Origin of the sequence: Dyella sp. EPa41 (assembly GCF_016586165.1) — a bacterium.
Taxonomy (GTDB): Bacteria; Pseudomonadota; Gammaproteobacteria; order Xanthomonadales; family Rhodanobacteraceae; genus Dyella.
The window spans coordinates 12,177-30,163 of sequence record NZ_BCPR01000004.1 but is presented as its reverse complement, the minus strand read 5'-3'; the positions used below and the strand labels follow the sequence as shown (position 1 = coordinate 30,163).

Genomic DNA, 17,987 nt, shown 5'->3' with positions numbered 1-17,987 from the left:
GCGGCGCATGCGCGATAAATATGTGGAGTGCGTGACCGAATGACGACGGCCTGCGACGCATGCGGGCACATGGCCGAGGTCGGTGCGACGCATGGCAGGCGCACCGCGCATTCGACAGCCTTCTCACGTCGGCCATACCGCGCGTGGACGGCGCCATGGCCACTGTCCGCTCATCGGTTGCAAGTGGAGGCGCGATGATCGCGACACGGTCGCCCGTGCAGGCAAGGCGTGTGCTGTTGCTGGTGGATGTCTTCAGCGATTTTCGGTTTGAAGACGGCCCCGCCCTGGCGGATGCGCTCGTGCGTGTTGCGCCGGCCATGGCGTCGCTCATCACGACGTGTCGCAAGCGGGGTGAGCCGGTGGTCTATTGCAACGACAATTTCCAGCGCTGGCGCGACAGCTGGCGTGGTGTGCTCGCCTATACCGGGCGAGAGGGCTTGCCGGCGTCTCTTCATCTCCTGGAAGTCCTGTACCCGGCGAACGACGACGTCGTGTTGCTCAAGTCGCGGCATTCGGCGTTCTATCACACGCAGCTCGTGCCCCTGCTGGAGCACCTGGGCGCGAAGGAGCTGTGCATCGCGGGCGCCGCCACCGATGCGTGCGTGATGTGCACCGCCATCGATGCGCATGTGCGCGGCTATCGCGTCACCATCGCCAGGGACGCGGTCGCCAGCGCGACGAAGGAGCGACAGGCCCGCGCGCTCCTGCAAATGGCCGACAGCCTGGGATTGCGCCTGGAGCGGGCCGATACGTGGCTTTCGGCGGAAACCGCCTGATGCAAAGGGCTGCGCACGACCCGGCCGCGTCGTCGTCATCGTCCAGCCCCTGGTGGAAGCGGCTCAGCGCGGGATTGGTAACCGGCGCGGCCGATGACGACCCGAGCGGCGTGGCCACCTACTCGCAGGTGGGCGCGGGTTTCGGCTACGCCATGCTGTGGATCGTGTTCGTCACCACGCCGTTGATGATCGCCATCCAGATGGTGAGCGCGCGTATCGGTCGTGTGACGGGCCGGGGTTTGGCGGATAATCTCGCGCGCCAGTTTCCCCGGCCGGCCGTGTGGTTCCTGGTGGCGCTGCTGGTCGTGGCGAACGTGATCAACATCGGCGCTGACCTGGCAGCCATGGGCGCCGCGGCCAAGCTGCTGCTGGGTGGCCCGGGCATCGTCTATGCGATGGCATTCGCGGTGATTTCCACGGCCTTGCAGGTCTACGTCTCGTTCGAGCGCTACTCGCCGATACTCAAGGTGCTCTCGCTGAGCCTGTTTGCCTATGTCGCCACCGTTTTTGCGGTCAAGGTGCCCTGGGGCGAAGTGGCGCGCGCGGTCGTCATGCCACGCGCGCCGTGGAATCTTCAGTACGTGACCGGGCTGGTCGCCGTGCTGGGCACCACCATCAGCCCCTACCTGTTTTGCTGGCAGGCGGCGCAGGAGGTGGAAGAACTGCGCGAGAGCGATGAGCGCGAGCCGCTGCGCGACGCCGCGGAGCAGGCGCCGGATGCCTTGCGTCGCATTGCCCTGGATACCAGCGCCGGCATGGTCTTTTCCAACGTCATCGCGTTCTTCATGATCGTCACGGCGGCCGCGGTGCTGCATGCGCATGGCAAGACCGACATCACCTCCACGTCGGAGGCGGCCGAGGCCTTGCGCCCGATCGCCGGGCGATTCGCTTTCACGCTGTTTTCGCTGGGCATCATCAGCACGGGCTTGCTCGCCGTGCCGGTGCTGGCTGGGGCCACTGCCTTCGCCGTGGCCGGCGCCGCCCACGCGCGCTATGGCTTGGACAACACGCCACGCGAGGCAAAGTTGTTCTATGGCGTGCTCATCGGCGCCATGGTGCTGGGCGCGGCGCTGACGTTGTCGCCGCTTGACCCGATCAAGGCGCTGTACTGGAGCGCGGTGGTCAATGGCGTCTGCGCGGTGCCGCTGATGGCGGCCATCATGATCGTGAGCCGCCGCCGGCAGGCGATGGGCCAGCAAGTAGTGCGCGGGTGGTTGCTGGTGCTCGGCTGGCTGGCTACCGCGGTGATGGCCATCGCCGCCATCGTGATGTTCGCCACGATGGGCAAGGGATGAGGCCGTGCGCAAAGGGGCGGTGGCGCTGGTCGTGGTGATGGGCGTCGGGTCGCATCGGGTGCATGCGGGTGCCGGTGCCTACCTCGTCGACGACGCCGCGATCACGCCGGCGGGCCAATGCCAGGTGCAGAGCTGGGCGCAGGCGTTCTCTGGCGGGCAACAGGCTCTGAATACCTTGCCCGCCTGCAGCACCGGGCCGGTGGAATGGTCGCTGGGCGTGGCGGGGCAGAACCATCCATACCAGCATCAGGAGAGTCCCGCGGTGAAGTGGATGCTGCGCGATCCCTCGGTGCATCCGCTGGGCATGGCGGTCAACACCGGCGTCACCTGGTCGAACGGGCATGTGCTCTCGCGCAATGCCTATGCGGCGATGACATGGACGCCTTCGGGGCAAGGGCGCTGGTCGATCCATGCCGACGTCGGCGCGTTCTGGTCCCGCGATCGCCAATGGCAAACGCTGCTGGGCCTGGGGCTGAAATACAAGCTCTCCACGCATCTCGCCGTGGTGGCCGAGCACATTCACCCCTGGCTCGGCGATGCCACCTCGCAGATCGGATTGCGGTGGACGTTCCGCAACAACGACAGCGTGGACGTGATCGTGGGCCGCGGCAGTGTCGCCGCGCATGACCGCTGGCTCACCTTCGGGCTCAACGTCGGATTGTGATGCTCAGTCGTCGCGCCGGCGCGTGCGGAACGCGACGCTGATGCGCGGACCCACCGGCTGGGTCTGTTTGGGAATGCCGTGGTCGTAGTGATGCTGGCTTTGCCAGTCCATCAACAGCAGGCTGCCGGGGTTCAGGTCGAGGTCGAAACGGCGGCGCGGCACCGCCTTGCTGCGTATCAGCATGCGTCGCGTCGTGCCCAGCGAGAGCAAGGCGATGGGCCTGCCTTCAGCCAGGTCGGCCAGGCGATCGTTATGCATCGCGACGCTGTCATGCTCGTCGCGATAAAGATTGAGTCCGATGCTGTCGAAGTCCTGGCCGGTGTGCCGGCTGACGCGTTCCATGGCGTCGGCAAGCGGCTGGGGCCAGGACTCGTCGCGAAAACCGAAATGGGCCGTCAGCCGCGGCACGTCCAGCTCGCGCTCGTACATCACGCGCCGCTGCTGGGACCAGATCGCACCATGCAGCAACTGCTGGAACCAGCGGTCGGCCGTCGCGGGATCGATCACGTTTTCCTCGTACACGATCCGCCCGCTGGCGTCGTTCAGCAGGACGAGGGGGCCTTCGTTGAACAAGGAAAACTGCGTCATGGTTCAGGTGCGCAAGAAGCGCGTCATGGACTAAGGCTTGGCGGGATATTCACCACGGCTGGACTCACGGATTGCGACAACCCACAGCCACGTCACCGACGGATTCGCCCGCCATGAAAGCCGCCAAATGCACCGGTCTGCTGCTGTCCGCCTCGCTCCTGCTATATGCGGTGCAAGGCCTTGGCTATCAAGCCACCGCCACCTCGTCCGGGCCGCCGCCGAACGACAGCAAGACCAACCAGCGCGACGCCCATGGCGCCAACCCCACGCCGCAGAACCAGCCCAACGACAAGGCCGATGTGCAACTGGCGGCGCGCGTGCGCAAGGCCATCGTCGGCGATCACTCGCTGTCGTCGTCGGCGCACAACGTCAAGCTGATCGCCATTGGCGGCGTGGTGACGCTGCGCGGGGTCGTGCGCGATGCGGGAGAGAAGGCCCGCGTTGAAGCCATAGCCGGTGGCACGCCCGGCGTGACCCGGGTCGACAACCAGCTCGATGTCGAGCATTGAGGAGAGATCACCATGAAAAGCGCCGTTTACTGCATCGCCAAGACGGTCGAGCAAGCCGAGAAGATCGTGCTGGACCTGAAGCAGGCAGGATGCCCCGCCGATGACATCTCCGTATTGCTGCCCGACCGCCGCGGCAGCAAGGACTTCGCCCACGAGCACAACACCAAGGCGCCGGAAGGTGCGACGGCGGGCGGTGTGGCAGGGCTGGGCGTGGGTGCGGCGCTGGGCTGGCTGGCGGGTATCGGCGCGTTGGCCATTCCCGGCGTCGGAGCTTTCATCGCGGCGGGACCCATCATGGCGGCGCTGGGTGGCGCGGCCGTGGGCACGGCGGCTGGCGGCATCGTGGGCGCGCTCATCGGGCTGGGCATTCCGGAGTTCGAGGCCAAGCGCTACGACGCGAAGATCCGCGAAGGCAACATCCTCATCTCGGTGCATACCGAAGACGGCAAGCAGCGTTCGGTGGTGGAAGACATCTACAAGGCCAACCATGCCGACGACATCTCGAGCAGACACGAGGCCAGCGTGGATTGAGCCGCGCCTCTCCAAAGTCGACCAGCCGGCTGGTCACAGGCATTGCCGTGGGGCGATCGCAAATCGTCGACGTGAAGCGGCTACTCGCTTCGACCGGCATGTCGATGGGAAACCCATCTCACCGGCGCGGCGCGCGCCATGGGGCCACTCATGAGAATGGGGCAGCGGGCCAGGTAGAGGGAAACCCGCTGCCCCGTGATGCGCACCGGCAGTATGAAGCCGCTTGGGAGAGGGGACGGCCCAAGTCAGGGGCGGTGGCCGGTGCGCAAAACCAGGCTACCTATTGCGCCGTACCACGCTGGTGAAACGCCAATGCATGAGTCCGTTCACCGCCCGCCGCAAGCGATGCGGGCGGGCAGTCCGCGAGTGCCAGCGGCAATGGCAGTGCGGGGAGCGGTCCGTTTGCCTGTGACGATGCCGGTCACCCCGCGTCGACCCATCGCCATCACATGGGCCAATACTTTCAGACGTGCGGGCCGCTCATCGACCCGGACAAGCGGCACTGCGATCGCGGTTTGCCTGGCCCCCATCAACGCCTCGCGGCCGAACACGACGGTATCGCCCGGAGAATCAGGCCGACATCATGCAACCACCTGCATCGCGCGACGCTCCCGTTGGTAAGCAGCGCTCGACCAGGGTCGTGTGGGCGGCGCTTGCGGGAAACCTTGCCATTGCCGTGTCCAAGATGGTGGCGGCCATGTTCACCGGCAGTTCGGCGATGTGGAGCGAATCGGTGCATTCGCTGGTGGACACCGGCAATCAATGGTTGCTGCTGCTTGGCATGCGGCGTTCGGCGCGACCTGCGTCGGAGGCCCATCCGTTCGGCCATGGACTGGAACTCTACTTCTGGTCGTTCGTGGTGGCGGTGATGATCTTTGGCCTGGGTGCGGGCGTATCGATCTACCAGGGCATAAGCAAGCTCCTTCGGCCGGAAGCGATGAGCCGTATCTGGGTGAACTACATCGTGCTTGGCGTGGGCATCGTCTTCGAAGGCACGGTATGGCTCATCGCCCTGCGTGAGTTCAGGAAGGAGAGCCGGCGCCTGGGTTGGATTCGTGCCGTGCGCTTGAGCAAGGATCCGGCGGTGTTTACCGTCCTGTTCGAGGATACGGCGGCGCTGGCGGGACTGCTGGTTGCCTTCATCGGCGTGGCGTTGACGCAATGGAGCGGCAGGTCGCTGTACGACGGCCTGGCTTCGGTGCTCATCGGGCTGATCCTGGCGGCCACCGCCACGCTGCTTGCCAACGAGATCCGCGGCTTGCTCACCGGCGAGGCCGCGAGCAGGCCGGTGAGGGAGAAGATCAGGCAGTTGCTGTGTGGCCACGCAGCGGTGCGAGAGGTACATCGCGTCTGGACCATGCATTTCGCCCCAAACGATATCCTGTTGGCCGTAAGCATCAAGTTCGATGAACGCCTCTCCATGGCGGAGCTTGAGGATGCGATTGTCGAGCTCGAGGACGCCATTCGCCGGCAGCAGCCGGAGATCCAGCGCATCTTCCTGGAGCCTCGCCGGTGGCCGCTCCTCTCGACGACCGGAAGGGACGCCTCTTGAGCGAGCCGCTTGATCAATCACGGCATGCATGCCCTCGGCAATTCGAGCGGGAAGGGCCGATCCATGCCGGTCACCTTTTTGACGAGAGCTTTTCCTTCGCGCCGCGAGGCATTCACGGCAAAGCCCGCACGATCGCCCGCAAGACGATTCAAGGGCTTCCCCATGGACGCGATCCAACTGCTGAAAGACGATCACAAGGCGGTCAAGGCACTGCTTGGCGAACTTGCACGGACCACTACACGCGCCGTGAAGCGTCGCGCCACGTTGCTGCGCGAGATTCATCTCAACCTGCACGCGCATACCAGGATCGAAGAGGAGATCTTCTATCCCGCGTACAGGGAAGCCGGCGACAAGGAGCAGGTGAAGCTGTATTACGAGGCGTTGGAGGAGCATCGCGCAGCGGGAGACCTGGTGCTTCCGGGCCTGTTGCAGACGGATCCGTCGTCCGAGCAGTTTTCCGGCCGCGCCAAGGTTTTGAAGGAACTGGTCGAGCATCATGTCGAGGAAGAGGAGCAGCAGATGTTCAAGCAGGCCAGGTCCCTGCTCGACAAGGAGACCCTGCGGGAACTCGGGGAGCGCATGACGCAACGCAAGCAGGAGGTCATCGAGGGGTGGAAGGCGGCCAAGGCGGAGTAGCCGGGAAAGAGGCGCGTTGCTTCTGCCGGATTTCCACGCCCGGCTCAGGGACGTGAGCACCGTCGCACGCGGCCGGCGGGAAGGCGGCCGCGCGACGGGGATGCATCCGGTGCATGGATGGGCCGCCTGTACCCGGCGCATACGGGAAATGTGTGCAGGCGGGCATCGCATGCTGATGCGCGACATGCGCCCTCGGCGACGATAGGGAAGTGAGCCTTGTACCCGGCAATGGCGAAGTCCTTCCAGCGGAAATGGCGCCTTCGCGGCCGCTTTTCCCGGCAAACGGGAAGTTTTTCGTGAATGGAATGATGGTCCGTGACGCGATGTGCACCTGTGCATCGCTAGCGTCAGACTGAGCCGGCCCGCGTTGCGTTTCGTCAGCAAGGCGCATGGATCGGCAGCGCCAACTTCCGGGTTTGCTCATGCCAGGTAGCCTCTCGCGTTACGCCCAGATCCTCCGCTTCGTCTTGCGCTATCGCCGCGCCGGCATCTTCCGCCAGGAAGATGCTTCGCAGGCGGCTCCGGTGGTCGATCGACCCGAACGCTTCGTTGCCGATCTCGAACGTCTTGGCCCCGCATTCATCAAGCTGGGCCAGGCATTGTCCGGACGGCCCGACCTCGTCAGTGCGTCCTATCTTTCCGCCCTGGAGAAGATCCAGAACGATGTGGACGCCGTGCCGGTCGAGGCGATTCGCGAAACGATCCGGCATGAACTGGGCGCGGAGCCCGAGCAGGTTTTTCTCCGTTTCGACGGGCAGCCGCTGGCTGCCGGGTCGCTCGCCCAGGTACATGCGGTGACCTTGCGCGATGGCACGGATGCCGCGGTGAAAGTACGTCGACCCGGCATCGAGCAGCGCATACGCACCGACCTGGATATTCTCGAGCGCATCGCCCATGGGTTTCAGCGCCACACGGCCATGGGGGCGCCGTTATGGCGCGGTGCAGTGGATCGACGAGTTGCGCAGAAGCCTGCTCAATGAGCTGGATTTCCTGGCCGAGGCTGCTTACATGAGACAGTTTGCGGGCCAGCTCGCGGGCTATCCAAGGCTCTACATTCCAACCGTGCACGAGGCTTATTGTTCGGGCGGCGTGCTCACGATGACCCGCGTGCATGGCGACAAGTTGCGTTTCGGGGCGCCGCTGCCGGTCAGCGAGGACGTGGCCACGGAGCAGGCGGGTCAGCTGCTGTGCGCTTATATCGACCAGGTTTTCCTGCATGGGCTCGTGCATGTGGATCCGCATCCGGGCAACCTGGTGCAGACCGGGGACGGCCGGCTGGCCCTGCTGGATTTCGGCATGATCGCGGGCATTGCGCCCGTCACGCGCAGGGCGCTGCTCAAGGTGCTGTTGTTTGCCTCCCAGGGCGATGGTGACGCCGTCGCCCGTCTTTGCGAGCGGCTATTCGTCGAATTGCCGGAAGCCGATCTCGTCGGGTATCGCCGTGCCGTCGGCGATGCGGTGCTGCGCTACGCGGTGACCCATGGCGAAGCGACGCTGGAGATGGGGCGCCTGTTGCTCTCGCTGACGACCATTGGCGCCAGGTACGGCCTGCGCCCGCCCGCCGAGTTGAGCCTGCTCGGGCGGGCCATGCTGAACCTCGAACCTGCGTTGCGCCATCTCTCGCCGATCCTGCCGACCCGGGAATTGATCAGTGCGAACCTGCGCCGCCTGCTCCTGGAGCAACTGCGGCCCGGCGCCGCGCAGGCGGAGTACGGCATGGTCGCCCTCGACGCGCGACGAGCGCTGCTCGATGCGCCGGAGCAATTGACGCGCATCCTGCAGACGCTGGCCGACAACCGCATGCGCTTCCGTATCGACGGCCTGGAGGAATCCCATCTCATAGAGAACCTGCAGAAGATCGCCAACCGCATCGCCACCGGCGTGATTGCCGCGGCGTTGTTCATTGCGGGCTCCATGCTCGACCGCACGGAGCACGGCGTTCACGATGCCTTGCCGATGCTGATGTACGGCGCCGGGGCGATCATGGGGGCGGGCCTGCTGCTGAGCTCCCTGCGCCGGGACCGCTCACCCCGGGACGACGGTCGCTAGCGGCGGTCAGTGCCGGGCCGTGACATCGGGAAGTTCCGAGCGCACCACGAATTGCCGGACCAGGTCGGATAGATGCTCGTCATGCCACGTCGCCATGGCCTGCTCCTGGGCGTATAGACGGTCGAATATGTCCACCAGGGCGGCTTCACCCGCGAGCTGGGCGGCGGAACCAAGGGCGCGATAGACCGACATTTCCATGCGCTCGAACGACGCCAGCATGATCACGCCCTTGACCACCTCATCGCTGCTGGCGACCTGGAACATGTTCTGGCCGAACGCCATGAGCCTCACGCCTGCCTCGCGCCACGCCGAGGGCGTCGTCCGATAGTCGTGCAGCAAGTCCTCCAATATGGCCCGCTGCGTGCGTGACTCGTCACGGTGCGATTTCAGGCGGTCGCGCAGTTCGGGGTAATGGTCGATGCGGCGCAGCTGGCTGACCAGCAGCTCTTCGGACTGCACCTCCATGGCATGCGCGTTACGGATCCAGTCGATCAGAAGTTCCCGTGCTTCGGTCATGGCGACACTTCCCTGGCAAAAAAGGAGGCAATGATGGGCAGCAAGATCTTTGCCTGGGTACCCATGGCGTCAGGTTGCCCGCGCGGTGCACAAGCCCGCGCGTGGTTTTCGTGAAGTTTTTGCTAGGCGGCGCAGGCTTGATGGCACCTTTTCGCCGCCTGGCTGACTCGGCGACGAAAGCATCCGTCATGGCTTGAGGCGCTTGATCAGTCGTTGCGAATCGAAAGGCGCGTCTACCTTGATGTCATTGTCGAAGTACACGTAGATGTCCCGCGACTTCCGGGACGGGGCGCCCTGGCGAAGCATGAGCGCGGCATGGGCCGGCTGCGCACCCTTGCGCCAGGCCTCGATCTTCGCGGTCCAGCTCGTCAGCGCAGGCTCGCTGTAGCGCCCTCCATACAGCGTGTTCTCGCCATGCAGGCGGATATACATGAATCCCGCCGTCACGTCCTGGATCATCGGCCAGCGTCCCGCGCCGTCGGAAACAACGACGGCGACGCCATGGTCGCGCGCCAGGCGAATGAAGCCCTCGTCGAGAAAACTCGGGTGCCGCACTTCAAGCGCATGCCTCAGGCGTTGCCGTTCGAAGGCACTCGTGCTGTTCACCTTGGCGTATCGGCGCGCCATCGCCAGGGCATCGCGACCGGAGCGTGGCAGGCCAGTCATGAAAGCCTCGATGCGATCACGGTCGTAGCGGAAGTTCGGTGGAAGTTGCCACAGGAAAGGGCCCAGCTTGCCTTTCAGTTCGAGCGGGCCGGACGCCAGGAACACGGAAAACGGTTCGTCCAGATCCTTGAGTCGCTTGACGTGCGTGAGAAAGCGCGGCGCTTTCACGGCAAAGACAAAGCCTTTCGGTGTGCGGCGACGCCAGTCCCGATAGCTTGCAGGCGTCAGCAGCCGGTAGAAGGATGCATTCAGCTCGATGGTATTGAACTGTCGCGAGGCAAAATCCAGTTCGTCGTCGGCGGGCAGGTCGGCGGGATAGAACACCTTCCTCCACGGCCGGTAGCTCCAACCCGAAATGCCGATGCGCACCGCCATGGTTGATTCCTGCTGGCATACATGGCGTGAGACTAGCCACGACCGCGCGCAGCACGTGTGGAGGAGTCCGTCGCAACGTGCCTGCCCGGTGAGCGCGGGCTTCTCGCGCGACATCGGGACAGGAGGCGGGTGCCGTTCAAGCCGTGGACGTCGGCACCGCCGGCGTGGCTTCGGGGCGAGGTTCCTTGTGGCGCGCGGCCCGATAGAAACCCACCGCGAGAATGATGAGCAGGGCGAGGACGAAGACAATCCATGCGGCACGCCGCGGGGATTTCATGGGGACTCCTGGCGCCAGGGGCGCTTACGAAGAGAGGGATTCGATGACGGCACCGAGACCCTGGCGCATCTTGTCGATGCCTTCCCAGGGATCGGCGCGTTGACGCTTCAGCCGGGCAACGGTCGTCTTGATATTGAATTGTGCGGCGCTCTTGAGCTTGCCGAGCTCGCCCCAGCGCAAGGGCATGGCGACCGGTGCGCCCGGCCGGCCACGCAGGGAGTACGAGGCCACCGCGGTGGCCCCGCGGCCATTGCGAAGATAGTCGACATAGATCTTCCCGCGGCGGCGGGCCTTGCTGCTGACCGCGATAAACTCCAGTGGATGCATCGACTCCAGCACCTGCGCAAAGCTCTGCGCAAACAGCTTGACCTCCCTCCACGGAGAAACCGGCTTGAGCGGCACGACCACATGGAGTCCCTTGCCGCCCGTCGTGCGGAGAAAGCACTGCAATCCGAGCTGGTCCAGCCGTTGGCGCACCAGCCGGGCAGCGGCCTTGACACGCGTCCAGCTCACATCCGGGCCGGGGTCCAGGTCGAACACGACGCGGTCCGCGCCGTCGGGGTGGTCCACGTGCGCTCCCCACGGATGAAACTCGATGGCGTTGTACTGCACGAGCTCGATGATGGACTGAGCGCTGTCGGGATAGAGATAGACGGCCGATGCGCCGGTTTCTTCCTTCAGCCGCGCCGAACCCACATGCTCGAGCCCGCCGGCGGGGATGTGCTTCTGGAAGAAGCTGGGCTTGCCGATGCCATGCGGCCAGCGGATCACGGAGGTGGGTCGATTGAGCACGCCCGGCAGGAACCAGTCCATCACGGCCGTGTAATAGTCGGCCACGTCCTGCTTGGTAATGCCTTCGCCCGGATAGACCTCGCGATCGGGGTGGGTAATGGTGATCGCTTCGCCGGTAGTCGTCCGTTTCCCGCGGGTGGGCGTGGATGCGCGCTTGCCCGCATCGTGGTCGCCGCTGCGCAGGTCGGCCGGCGATTTGTCCAGCCGCATCGCCTTCAGGCTGGGTTGACGCAGCAGTCCCTGGTTGCCGATGCCGCGATAGAACACTTCCGCGACGGCGGTCGGCTGGATCCAATGCGCATCCCTGGGTGCCTCGCCGGCATGCTTGATACTGGGCACGCGCGTGCCTGCCTTGGCCAGTGAGCGCGTGAGTTTGCCCAACATCTCGTCCGAGAATCCGCTGCCGACGCGACCGACGTAAGCCCATTCACCGTCCGGCGCCGGTTTGGCGAGCAGGAGCGAGCCGAAGCCCTTGCGCGAGCCTTTGGCTGCCGTATAGCCCACGACGGCGAACTCGTCGGATTCCAGGCGCTTGACCTTCACCCAGTCATCGCCGCGACCACTGCGATAAGGCGAGTCCGCACGCTTGCACATGATGCCTTCCAGCCGGTTTTCGCTGGCGTTCTGGAAAACCTGCGCACCGTTGCCGATCACGTGCGTGCTGTAGCGCAACGGCGGCGGTGCGTCTTGCAGCAGTCGTTCCAGTGCATTCTTTCGGTCCAGCAGCGCGGCACGTGAAAGGTCGAAACCCTCCAGGCAAGGCATGTCGAACAGCATGTACAGAAGCGGCGAGGCGCGTTCGCCCGAGAGCGTCTGCTGGAGTGCATTGAAATCGGGGCGGCCGTCGGAGATGGCGATGAGCTCGCCATCCAGCCGCGCCGACGCGAGCCCCAGGGCCTCGATGGCCTGGCGCATTTCCGGCAGCTTCCCGGTCCAGGGCAGTCCATTGCGCGACCACAGGTCGACGTTGCCGTCGCTGATGCTCGTGAGGATGCGATAGCCGTCCCACTTCACCTCGTTGAGCCAGTCATCGCCCGTCGGTGGCGAGGGCCGCAGGGTGGCCAGCTCGGGCTTGAAGAAGCCGGGAGGCATCGAGTGTTCGCGGGCGCCCGGAATCTTCGCCGCCCACGTCGCGGCTGACACGCGACGACGCCTGCCGGTCGGTGCGGCCTGGCGCTTGCCGCGCTTGAGCTTTTCGGCCACCTCCTTGGCGCCTCCGCTCTTTCCCGCGCCGCGCCGGGTGCTCTCCACCATGGCGGTGTCGAGCAGGTCGTCTGCCTCCAGCTTGGACGCATAGGCGTCCTTGTCCTTGATGAGGAACCATGCGGGCTTTTTCTCGGCCCGATGACTGCGCACCAGGTGCCAGCGACCCTTGAGCCGTTGGCCGAAGAGTTCGAAGCTCAGGTGACCTTTCTGCAGCTGTTCCTCGGGGTCGCCCAAGGCCGACCAGACGCCGGTGTCGAAGGTGTCGACATGCCCGGCGCCGTAGCCGTCGGGAATGTCGCCCTGGAAGGCGGCGTAGGACACGGGATGATCCTCGACCTCCACGGCGAGGCGTTTCACGGCCGGGTCGTAGCTTGGCCCCTTGGGGCAGGCCCAGCTCTTCAGCACGTCGCCGACCTGCAACCGGAAGTCGTAATGCCTGCGCCGCGCATGGTGCAGCTGCACGACAAACAGCTCGCGCCCGGTGCCGATGGCGGAGCCTTCCGGTCGCGGCTCGGGTGTCCGGTCAAACCGGCGCTTTCGTTCGTAATCGCGAAGCGACACGTTATTTTCCGAGCGCCTTCGCCACGTCCCTGGACATCACGCCGACGCGCTTGACGGCGTCACGCAGCTGCTGCTCCGAGACGTCCCACTTCCGGCACCAGTAGCGGACCTCGTAGTCCTCGTTGACGTTGACGCGCTCGGCGTCCCGTGGCGCGCGCAGGTTCTTGTCGTCGGTCATGACGGCTCCTCCGGAGACGGAGCTCAACCATTCGCACGGCCGTAGTGAATGGGCAGTCAAGCGCCCGCGAACGGACCCTGCAGGCCCGGCTCTCCGGCCAGGCTGCCATCGGTTCGATCCCGCCTCAAGGCTGGAATACGGCATCACGCGACGACCATGCACTCCATGCCGGGCTTTAACACCCGGTGGGCCAGGGTAGCCGGACCCCGGCGGAACGTCGTGCAGGGGCGGCGGTGCTCAAGCAGTGAGGCAGAGGCGATGTGCATCATGCGGGCAAGTTTTCGCGATCTCCCGGGTGCCGGGGAAAGGCGCGATCACGACATGCGCGACACGCGGTGTTCGTCATGAAACCGACCCGGCAACTGCATGACCTGGGGCAGAGCCTCTGGTTGGACAACATCACCCGCGACCTGCTCGACGACGGCAGGTTGCGCCGCTACATCGACGAGTTTTCGGTTACCGGCCTCACCTCCAACCCGACCATCTTCGACGCGGCCGTGGGCGGCGGCCATGCCTATGACGCGGACATCCGCGAGAGGGCACGCGCCGGCGAGTCCGGTGAGCCGCTGTTCATGGAGTTGGCGCTGGCCGACCTGCGCCGCGCCGCGGACATGTTTTATCCCGTCTACGAGGCAAGCCACCATATGGACGGCTGGGTGTCGATGGAGGTGTCGCCGCTGCTGGCCGCCGACACGCAGGAAAGCATCCGCGCCGCGGCCGATATCCACCAGAAGGCGGCGCGCAGCAATCTGTTCGTGAAGATCCCAGGCACCCCGGAGGGCATCCCGGCCATCGAGGAGTCGATCTTCGCGGGTATTCCGATCAACGTGACGCTGTTGTTTTCCAGTGACCAGTATATGGCTGCGGCCGAGGCCTATATGCGCGGCATCGAGCGCAGGCTCGAGGCTAAGCTGGATGCGGAGGTATGTTCCGTGGCGTCGCTGTTCGTCAGCCGCTGGGACGTGGCCGTCAAGGACAAGGTCGACGAGAAGTTGCGCAATACGCTTGGCGTGGCTGTCGCCGGAACGGTCTATCGCGCATACCGGGACATGCTCGCATCGCCGCGCTGGCGTGCGCTGGCCGATGAGGGCGCGCTTCCGCAACGGCTGCTTTGGGCAAGCACCGGCACCAAGGACCCCAACGCCTCCGACACGTTGTATGTGGAGGCGCTGGCCACGTCCGACACGATCGACACGATGCCTGAAAAGACCTTGGCGGCCTTTGCCGACCACGGCGAGCTCAGGGGCGTCATGCCAAGGGATGGCGGCGACGCCGACACCGTGCTGGCCAGGTTTGCCGGGGCAGGCGTGGATACCGACGAACTTGCCGTTCGACTTCAGCAGGAGGGCGCCGAGGCGTTCGTCAAATCCTGGAAGGCACTGCTCCGTCGCGTTGCCGAGAAAGGCGAGGCGCTGCGCGGCGCGAAAGCTTCCTGAGCTTCTGGTGGCGCAGGGAAGGGCGCACCCGCTGGCATGGCACGAAGGCACGCGACGCTTCTTCGGAAAACCTTATGTCCAACGACTTCGACAAGACATGCATCGACACCATCCGTTTTCTCGCGGTCGACATGGTGCAGAAGGCGAACAGCGGGCATCCGGGCTTGCCGCTCGATGCGGCGCCCATGGCGTACGCGCTCTGGACGCGATGGCTGAAGTTCAATCCCGGCAATCCGCAATGGTTCGATCGCGATCGCTTCGTGCTTTCCGCGGGGCACGGATCGGCGCTGCTCTACAGCCTGCTCTACCTCACCGGCTACGAGCTCACCCTGGACGACATCAAGCGGTTCCGCCAATGGGGCAGCAAGACGCCGGGACATCCCGAGCGCGGCCACACGCCGGGCGTGGAAACCACCACCGGCCCCCTCGGTCAAGGCATGGCGAATGCCGTCGGCATGGCCATGGCCGAAGCGCAGTTGGCTGCGCGCTACAACAGGCCCGGTCATCGCGTGATCGATCACTGCACGTATGCCTTGGTCAGCGATGGCGACCTGATGGAAGGCGTTGCCTCGGAAGCCGCCTCGCTTGCGGGGCACCTGCGGCTGGGCAAGCTGATCTGCCTGTACGACGACAATGCCGTGACGCTATCGGCGGGCACGGACATCACGTTCTCCGAAGATCGCCGGCGCCGCTTCGATGCCTACGGGTGGCATACCATCCGCGTGAACGATGGCAATGATCTTGCGGCGATCGAGGCCGCCCTGGAAACCGCGCGCGCAAAGCGCACGCGGCCAACGATGATCCTGGTGCGCACGCACCTGGGCTACGGCTCGCCGGAGCAGGACAGCTTCAAGGCCCATGGCTCGCCGCTGGGCGCCGAGGGCGTGAGAAAGACCAAGCAGAAGCTCGGCTGGCCGACGGAGCCCGACTTCCTGGTCCCCGACGATGTCCTGGCGCATTTTCGCCAGGCGGTGCCACGCGGCGAGGAGCTGGAGGCAGCCTGGGATGCCCGCGTGGATGCCTATGCGAAGGCGTTTCCGGATCTTCATGCCGAACTGCAGCAATCCATTCGCGGCGAGCTTGCCGAAGGCTGGGATGCCGACATCCCGGTGTTCGAGGCAGACGACAAGGGCATGGCCACGCGCGACGCTTCGGGCAAGGTCATGAACGCATTCGCCGCCAGGGTGCCCGCGTTCACCGGTGGCTCGGCCGATCTGGACCCGTCGACGAAAACCGTGCTGAAAGGCCTGGGCGATTTCAATCCAGTGGCGTCGGAAGGCGAGGACCTGCAAGGTTCGGATTCGGCGGGCTGGGGTTACTTCGGCCGCAATCTGCACTTTGGCGTCCGCGAACATGCGATGGGCGCCATCGTCAATGGCCTCGCCGCGCACGGCGCCATCGTGCCGTTCGGATCGACCTTCCTGATCTTCTCCGACTACATGCGGCCGCCGGTGCGGCTGGCTGCGTTGATGGGCCTGCACGTCGTGCATGTGTTCACCCACGACAGCATCGCGCTCGGCGAAGACGGGCCGACGCACCAGCCCATCGAACAGCTGGCGAATCTGCGCGCCATTCCGAACCTGGTGCTGATCCGCCCCGCGGACGCCAATGAAACGGCGATGGCCTGGCGGGTCGCCATGGAGACGAAGGATCGTCCGGTGCTGCTGGCGCTTACCCGGCAGGACGTACCCACGCTGGATCGCCGCCGGTTTGCCGCGGCGGATGGGCTGCGCCGTGGCGGCTATGTGCTGAGCGATCCGCCCGATGGCAAGCCGGCGCTGATCCTCATCGCCAGCGGTTCGGAGGTCGGCCTGATCGTCCATGCGGCGGAGCGCCTGCAGGAAGAGGGCGTGGCCGTGCGCTGCGTATCGATGCCGAGCTGGGAACTCTTCGATGCCTTGACGCAAGCGGAGCGCGACCAGGTGTTGCCACCTTCCGTGCGAGCCAGGCTCGCCGTGGAACTGGGCGTATCGCAGGGCTGGGAGCGCTACATCGGCCCCGATGGCGACATGCTGGGCATGGAGCGTTTTGGCGCGTCCGCGCCCGCCAAGGTACTGCTGGAGTCGTTCGGTTTTACGGTGGATGCGGTGGTGGCGCGGGCCAGGGCGCTGCTCGCCAGGTAGCGGCAGCGCGTGTGGCCGGCGCGGCAGGTCATTCCTTCTTGATGGGGTGGCCGCCAAATTCGTTGCGCATGGCGGACAGCAGCTTGTCGGAGAACGAATCGTCGTCGCGCGAACGCAGGCGCTCGATCAGTGACTGCGTGATCACCGGCGCGGGAACGTTGAGGTCGATGGCTTCATCGACGGTCCAGCGGCCTTCGCCGGAATCCGGAACATAAGGCGCGATGCCGGACATGTCCGGGTTCTTCTTCAAGGCGTCGGCGGTGAGATCCAGCAGCCATGAACGCACCACGCTGCCGTGGCGCCAGACTTCGGCAATGGCGTGCAGATCCAGGCCAAAGGCGGTCTTGTGCTTGAGTATGGAAAAGCCTTCGGCATACGCCTGCATCATGCCGTACTCGATGCCGTTGTGGACCATCTTGGTGAAATGGCCGGAGCCCACCGGACCGACGCGAGCCCAGCCGCGATCCCTGGCGGGCGCCAGCGTCTCGAACACCGGGCGCAGGCGATCGACGGCGGCTTCGTCGCCACCGATCATCAGGCTGTAGCCCTCATCCAGGCCCCACACGCCGCCGCTGGTGCCACAGTCGACATAGGCGATGCCGTGCTCGCCGAACTGCTTCGCCCGGCGCAAGGTGTCCTTGTAGTTCGAATTGCCGCCATCGACGACGACATCGCCCGGGCCAAGCAGCGGCCGCAGTGCGTCCAGGCTTTTGTCCGTCGCTTCGCCGGCCGGCACCATCAGCCACAGCACCCGCGGCGCGGGCAGCGCGGCGACCAGGGCCTGCAGCGAATCCGCCGAGGCCGCGCCTTTGTCTTCGAGCGCCTGTCTCGCGGCGGGCTGCGGATCGAAGCCCACGACCTCGTGTCCGCCGCGCAACAAGCGCTGCGCCATGTTGGCGCCCATCCTGCCCAAACCGATCATGCCGAGCTTCATGGATTGTCCTTGTGTCCCATCGTGTCGATAGCCAGGAGCCTAAATGTGGCATCCGATGCAGGAGGTCAATGAGAAGCGCCGGTCGCTCAAGCGTCAAAGTGGATGTTGGTGAGCACCCGGCGGCTCGTGCGGAGCGGGGCGGGCGACATAAGCAATTGATTTAAGGGCGTCGCCGCGCTGATCGTCGCTGCTTTCGCCTTCTGGGGCGATCCATGCGCGCCCTCATGTCGAGGGCGGCAGGAACTTGCGAGCGGCGTTGGTGTTGCACGCCATCGGACCAGCGCGGGCCGCGAAGCCTGCAGGCGCACATGGCGATGGATGGC

The 17,987-nt window shown here is 65.4% G+C and carries 17 protein-coding genes and 1 pseudogene; 11 read left to right on the top strand and 7 right to left on the bottom strand.

The genetic code is table 11. From position 1 onward, the window contains the following. Nucleotides 1-194: 194 nt before the first annotated feature. From JMF82_RS02495 to JMF82_RS02485, 3 genes are read left to right on the top strand one after another with little or no spacing between them, the layout of a single operon-like run. A complete protein-coding gene (locus JMF82_RS02495) occupies nucleotides 195-776 on the top strand; it encodes an isochorismatase family cysteine hydrolase (RefSeq protein ID WP_201312957.1) in 582 nt (193 codons plus the stop codon). Continuing rightward, on the top strand, nucleotides 776-2,071 hold the full coding sequence (locus JMF82_RS02490; RefSeq protein WP_201312956.1) for an Nramp family divalent metal transporter: 1,296 nt from the start codon (nucleotides 776-778) through the stop codon (nucleotides 2,069-2,071). The genes JMF82_RS02495 and JMF82_RS02490 overlap by 1 nt, the downstream gene beginning before the upstream one ends. Nucleotides 2,072-2,075: 4 nt before the next feature. After that, a complete protein-coding gene (locus JMF82_RS02485) occupies nucleotides 2,076-2,735 on the top strand; it encodes a hypothetical protein (RefSeq protein ID WP_201312955.1) in 660 nt (219 codons plus the stop codon). 3 nt (nucleotides 2,736-2,738) lie between these two features. Here JMF82_RS02485 and JMF82_RS02480 read toward each other — a convergent pair whose 3' ends face one another. Beyond that, entirely contained in the window at nucleotides 2,739-3,323 is a 585-nt protein-coding gene (locus JMF82_RS02480; RefSeq protein ID WP_201312954.1) for an alpha-ketoglutarate-dependent dioxygenase AlkB, read from the bottom strand. A gap of 113 nt (nucleotides 3,324-3,436) precedes the next feature. On the opposite strand from JMF82_RS02480, the gene JMF82_RS02475 reads away from it, so the two are divergent. The 6 genes from JMF82_RS02475 (at nucleotide 3,437) to JMF82_RS02450 (ending at nucleotide 8,600) form a co-directional block, all read left to right on the top strand. Beyond that, complete coding sequence (locus JMF82_RS02475) at nucleotides 3,437-3,832, top strand: BON domain-containing protein (protein ID WP_201312953.1); 396 nt, start codon at nucleotides 3,437-3,439, stop codon at nucleotides 3,830-3,832. Nucleotides 3,833-3,844: 12 nt separating this feature from the next. Next, nucleotides 3,845-4,363, top strand: a complete 519-nt coding sequence (locus JMF82_RS02470; protein ID WP_201312952.1) for a hypothetical protein — start codon at nucleotides 3,845-3,847, stop codon at nucleotides 4,361-4,363. Nucleotides 4,364-4,946: 583 nt separating this feature from the next. Beyond that, a complete protein-coding gene (locus JMF82_RS02465; protein ID WP_201312951.1) occupies nucleotides 4,947-5,915 on the top strand; it encodes a cation diffusion facilitator family transporter in 969 nt (322 codons plus the stop codon). Nucleotides 5,916-5,924: 9 nt separating this feature from the next. Then, complete coding sequence (locus tag JMF82_RS02460; RefSeq protein WP_236585257.1) at nucleotides 5,925-6,551, top strand: hemerythrin domain-containing protein; 627 nt, start codon at nucleotides 5,925-5,927, stop codon at nucleotides 6,549-6,551. A gap of 389 nt (nucleotides 6,552-6,940) precedes the next feature. Then, entirely contained in the window at nucleotides 6,941-7,531 is a 591-nt protein-coding gene (locus JMF82_RS02455; protein ID WP_201312950.1) for an AarF/UbiB family protein, read from the top strand. Continuing rightward, entirely contained in the window at nucleotides 7,446-8,600 is a 1,155-nt protein-coding gene (locus JMF82_RS02450) for an AarF/ABC1/UbiB kinase family protein (protein ID WP_201312949.1), read from the top strand. The genes JMF82_RS02455 and JMF82_RS02450 overlap by 86 nt, the downstream gene beginning before the upstream one ends. Nucleotides 8,601-8,606: 6 nt before the next feature. Here the strand turns inward: JMF82_RS02450 and JMF82_RS02445 are convergent, their stop codons facing one another. The 5 genes from JMF82_RS02445 to JMF82_RS02425 all read right to left on the bottom strand — a co-directional run bounded on the left by JMF82_RS02445 (nucleotide 8,607) and on the right by JMF82_RS02425 (nucleotide 13,171). After that, on the bottom strand, nucleotides 8,607-9,116 hold the full coding sequence (locus JMF82_RS02445) for a DUF892 family protein (RefSeq protein WP_201312948.1): 510 nt from the start codon (nucleotides 9,114-9,116) through the stop codon (nucleotides 8,607-8,609). Between the two features lie 186 nt (nucleotides 9,117-9,302). Further along, nucleotides 9,303-10,157: a DUF72 domain-containing protein gene (locus JMF82_RS02440; RefSeq protein WP_201312947.1), complete on the bottom strand. Its 855-nt coding sequence runs from the start codon at nucleotides 10,155-10,157 to the stop codon at nucleotides 9,303-9,305. Nucleotides 10,158-10,293: 136 nt separating this feature from the next. Then, complete coding sequence (locus JMF82_RS02435; protein WP_201312946.1) at nucleotides 10,294-10,434, bottom strand: hypothetical protein; 141 nt, start codon at nucleotides 10,432-10,434, stop codon at nucleotides 10,294-10,296. 24 nt (nucleotides 10,435-10,458) lie between these two features. After that, nucleotides 10,459-12,993: a DNA ligase D gene (ligD, locus tag JMF82_RS02430; protein WP_201312945.1), complete on the bottom strand. Its 2,535-nt coding sequence runs from the start codon at nucleotides 12,991-12,993 to the stop codon at nucleotides 10,459-10,461. 1 nt (nucleotide 12,994) lies between these two features. Next, complete coding sequence (locus JMF82_RS02425) at nucleotides 12,995-13,171, bottom strand: DUF3606 domain-containing protein (protein WP_201312944.1); 177 nt, start codon at nucleotides 13,169-13,171, stop codon at nucleotides 12,995-12,997. Nucleotides 13,172-13,515: 344 nt separating this feature from the next. Here JMF82_RS02425 and tal point away from each other — a divergent pair, with 344 nt between their 5' ends. Further along, complete coding sequence (gene tal / locus JMF82_RS02420; RefSeq protein ID WP_201312943.1) at nucleotides 13,516-14,607, top strand: transaldolase; 1,092 nt, start codon at nucleotides 13,516-13,518, stop codon at nucleotides 14,605-14,607. A gap of 74 nt (nucleotides 14,608-14,681) precedes the next feature. Beyond that, a complete protein-coding gene (tkt, locus tag JMF82_RS02415) occupies nucleotides 14,682-16,730 on the top strand; it encodes a transketolase (RefSeq protein WP_201312942.1) in 2,049 nt (682 codons plus the stop codon). A 28-nt stretch (nucleotides 16,731-16,758) separates the two neighbouring features. Here the strand turns inward: tkt and gnd are convergent. Next, nucleotides 16,759-17,673: pseudogene (gnd, locus tag JMF82_RS02410) on the bottom strand (phosphogluconate dehydrogenase (NAD(+)-dependent, decarboxylating)); the annotation flags it as partial. Between the last annotated feature and the right edge of the window lie 314 nt (nucleotides 17,674-17,987).

Bases quoted from the DNA above. Each gene is read 5' to 3' on its own strand.
- JMF82_RS02495 (WP_201312957.1), top strand. From the start codon at position 195: ATGATCGCGACACGGTCGCCCGTGCAGGCAAGGCGTGTGCTGTTGCTG.
- JMF82_RS02490 (WP_201312956.1), top strand. From the start codon at position 776: ATGCAAAGGGCTGCGCACGACCCGGCCGCGTCGTCGTCATCGTCCAGC.
- JMF82_RS02480 (WP_201312954.1), bottom strand. From the start codon at position 3,323: ATGACGCAGTTTTCCTTGTTCAACGAAGGCCCCCTCGTCCTGCTGAAC.
- JMF82_RS02475 (WP_201312953.1), top strand. From the start codon at position 3,437: ATGAAAGCCGCCAAATGCACCGGTCTGCTGCTGTCCGCCTCGCTCCTG.
- JMF82_RS02470 (WP_201312952.1), top strand. From the start codon at position 3,845: ATGAAAAGCGCCGTTTACTGCATCGCCAAGACGGTCGAGCAAGCCGAG.
- JMF82_RS02465 (WP_201312951.1), top strand. From the start codon at position 4,947: ATGCAACCACCTGCATCGCGCGACGCTCCCGTTGGTAAGCAGCGCTCG.
- JMF82_RS02455 (WP_201312950.1), top strand. From the start codon at position 6,941: ATGGATCGGCAGCGCCAACTTCCGGGTTTGCTCATGCCAGGTAGCCTC.
- JMF82_RS02450 (WP_201312949.1), top strand. From the start codon at position 7,446: ATGGGTTTCAGCGCCACACGGCCATGGGGGCGCCGTTATGGCGCGGTG.
- JMF82_RS02445 (WP_201312948.1), bottom strand. From the start codon at position 9,116: ATGACCGAAGCACGGGAACTTCTGATCGACTGGATCCGTAACGCGCAT.
- JMF82_RS02440 (WP_201312947.1), bottom strand. From the start codon at position 10,157: ATGGCGGTGCGCATCGGCATTTCGGGTTGGAGCTACCGGCCGTGGAGG.
- JMF82_RS02435 (WP_201312946.1), bottom strand. From the start codon at position 10,434: ATGAAATCCCCGCGGCGTGCCGCATGGATTGTCTTCGTCCTCGCCCTG.
- JMF82_RS02425 (WP_201312944.1), bottom strand. From the start codon at position 13,171: ATGACCGACGACAAGAACCTGCGCGCGCCACGGGACGCCGAGCGCGTC.
- tal (WP_201312943.1), top strand. From the start codon at position 13,516: ATGAAACCGACCCGGCAACTGCATGACCTGGGGCAGAGCCTCTGGTTG.
- tkt (WP_201312942.1), top strand. From the start codon at position 14,682: ATGTCCAACGACTTCGACAAGACATGCATCGACACCATCCGTTTTCTC.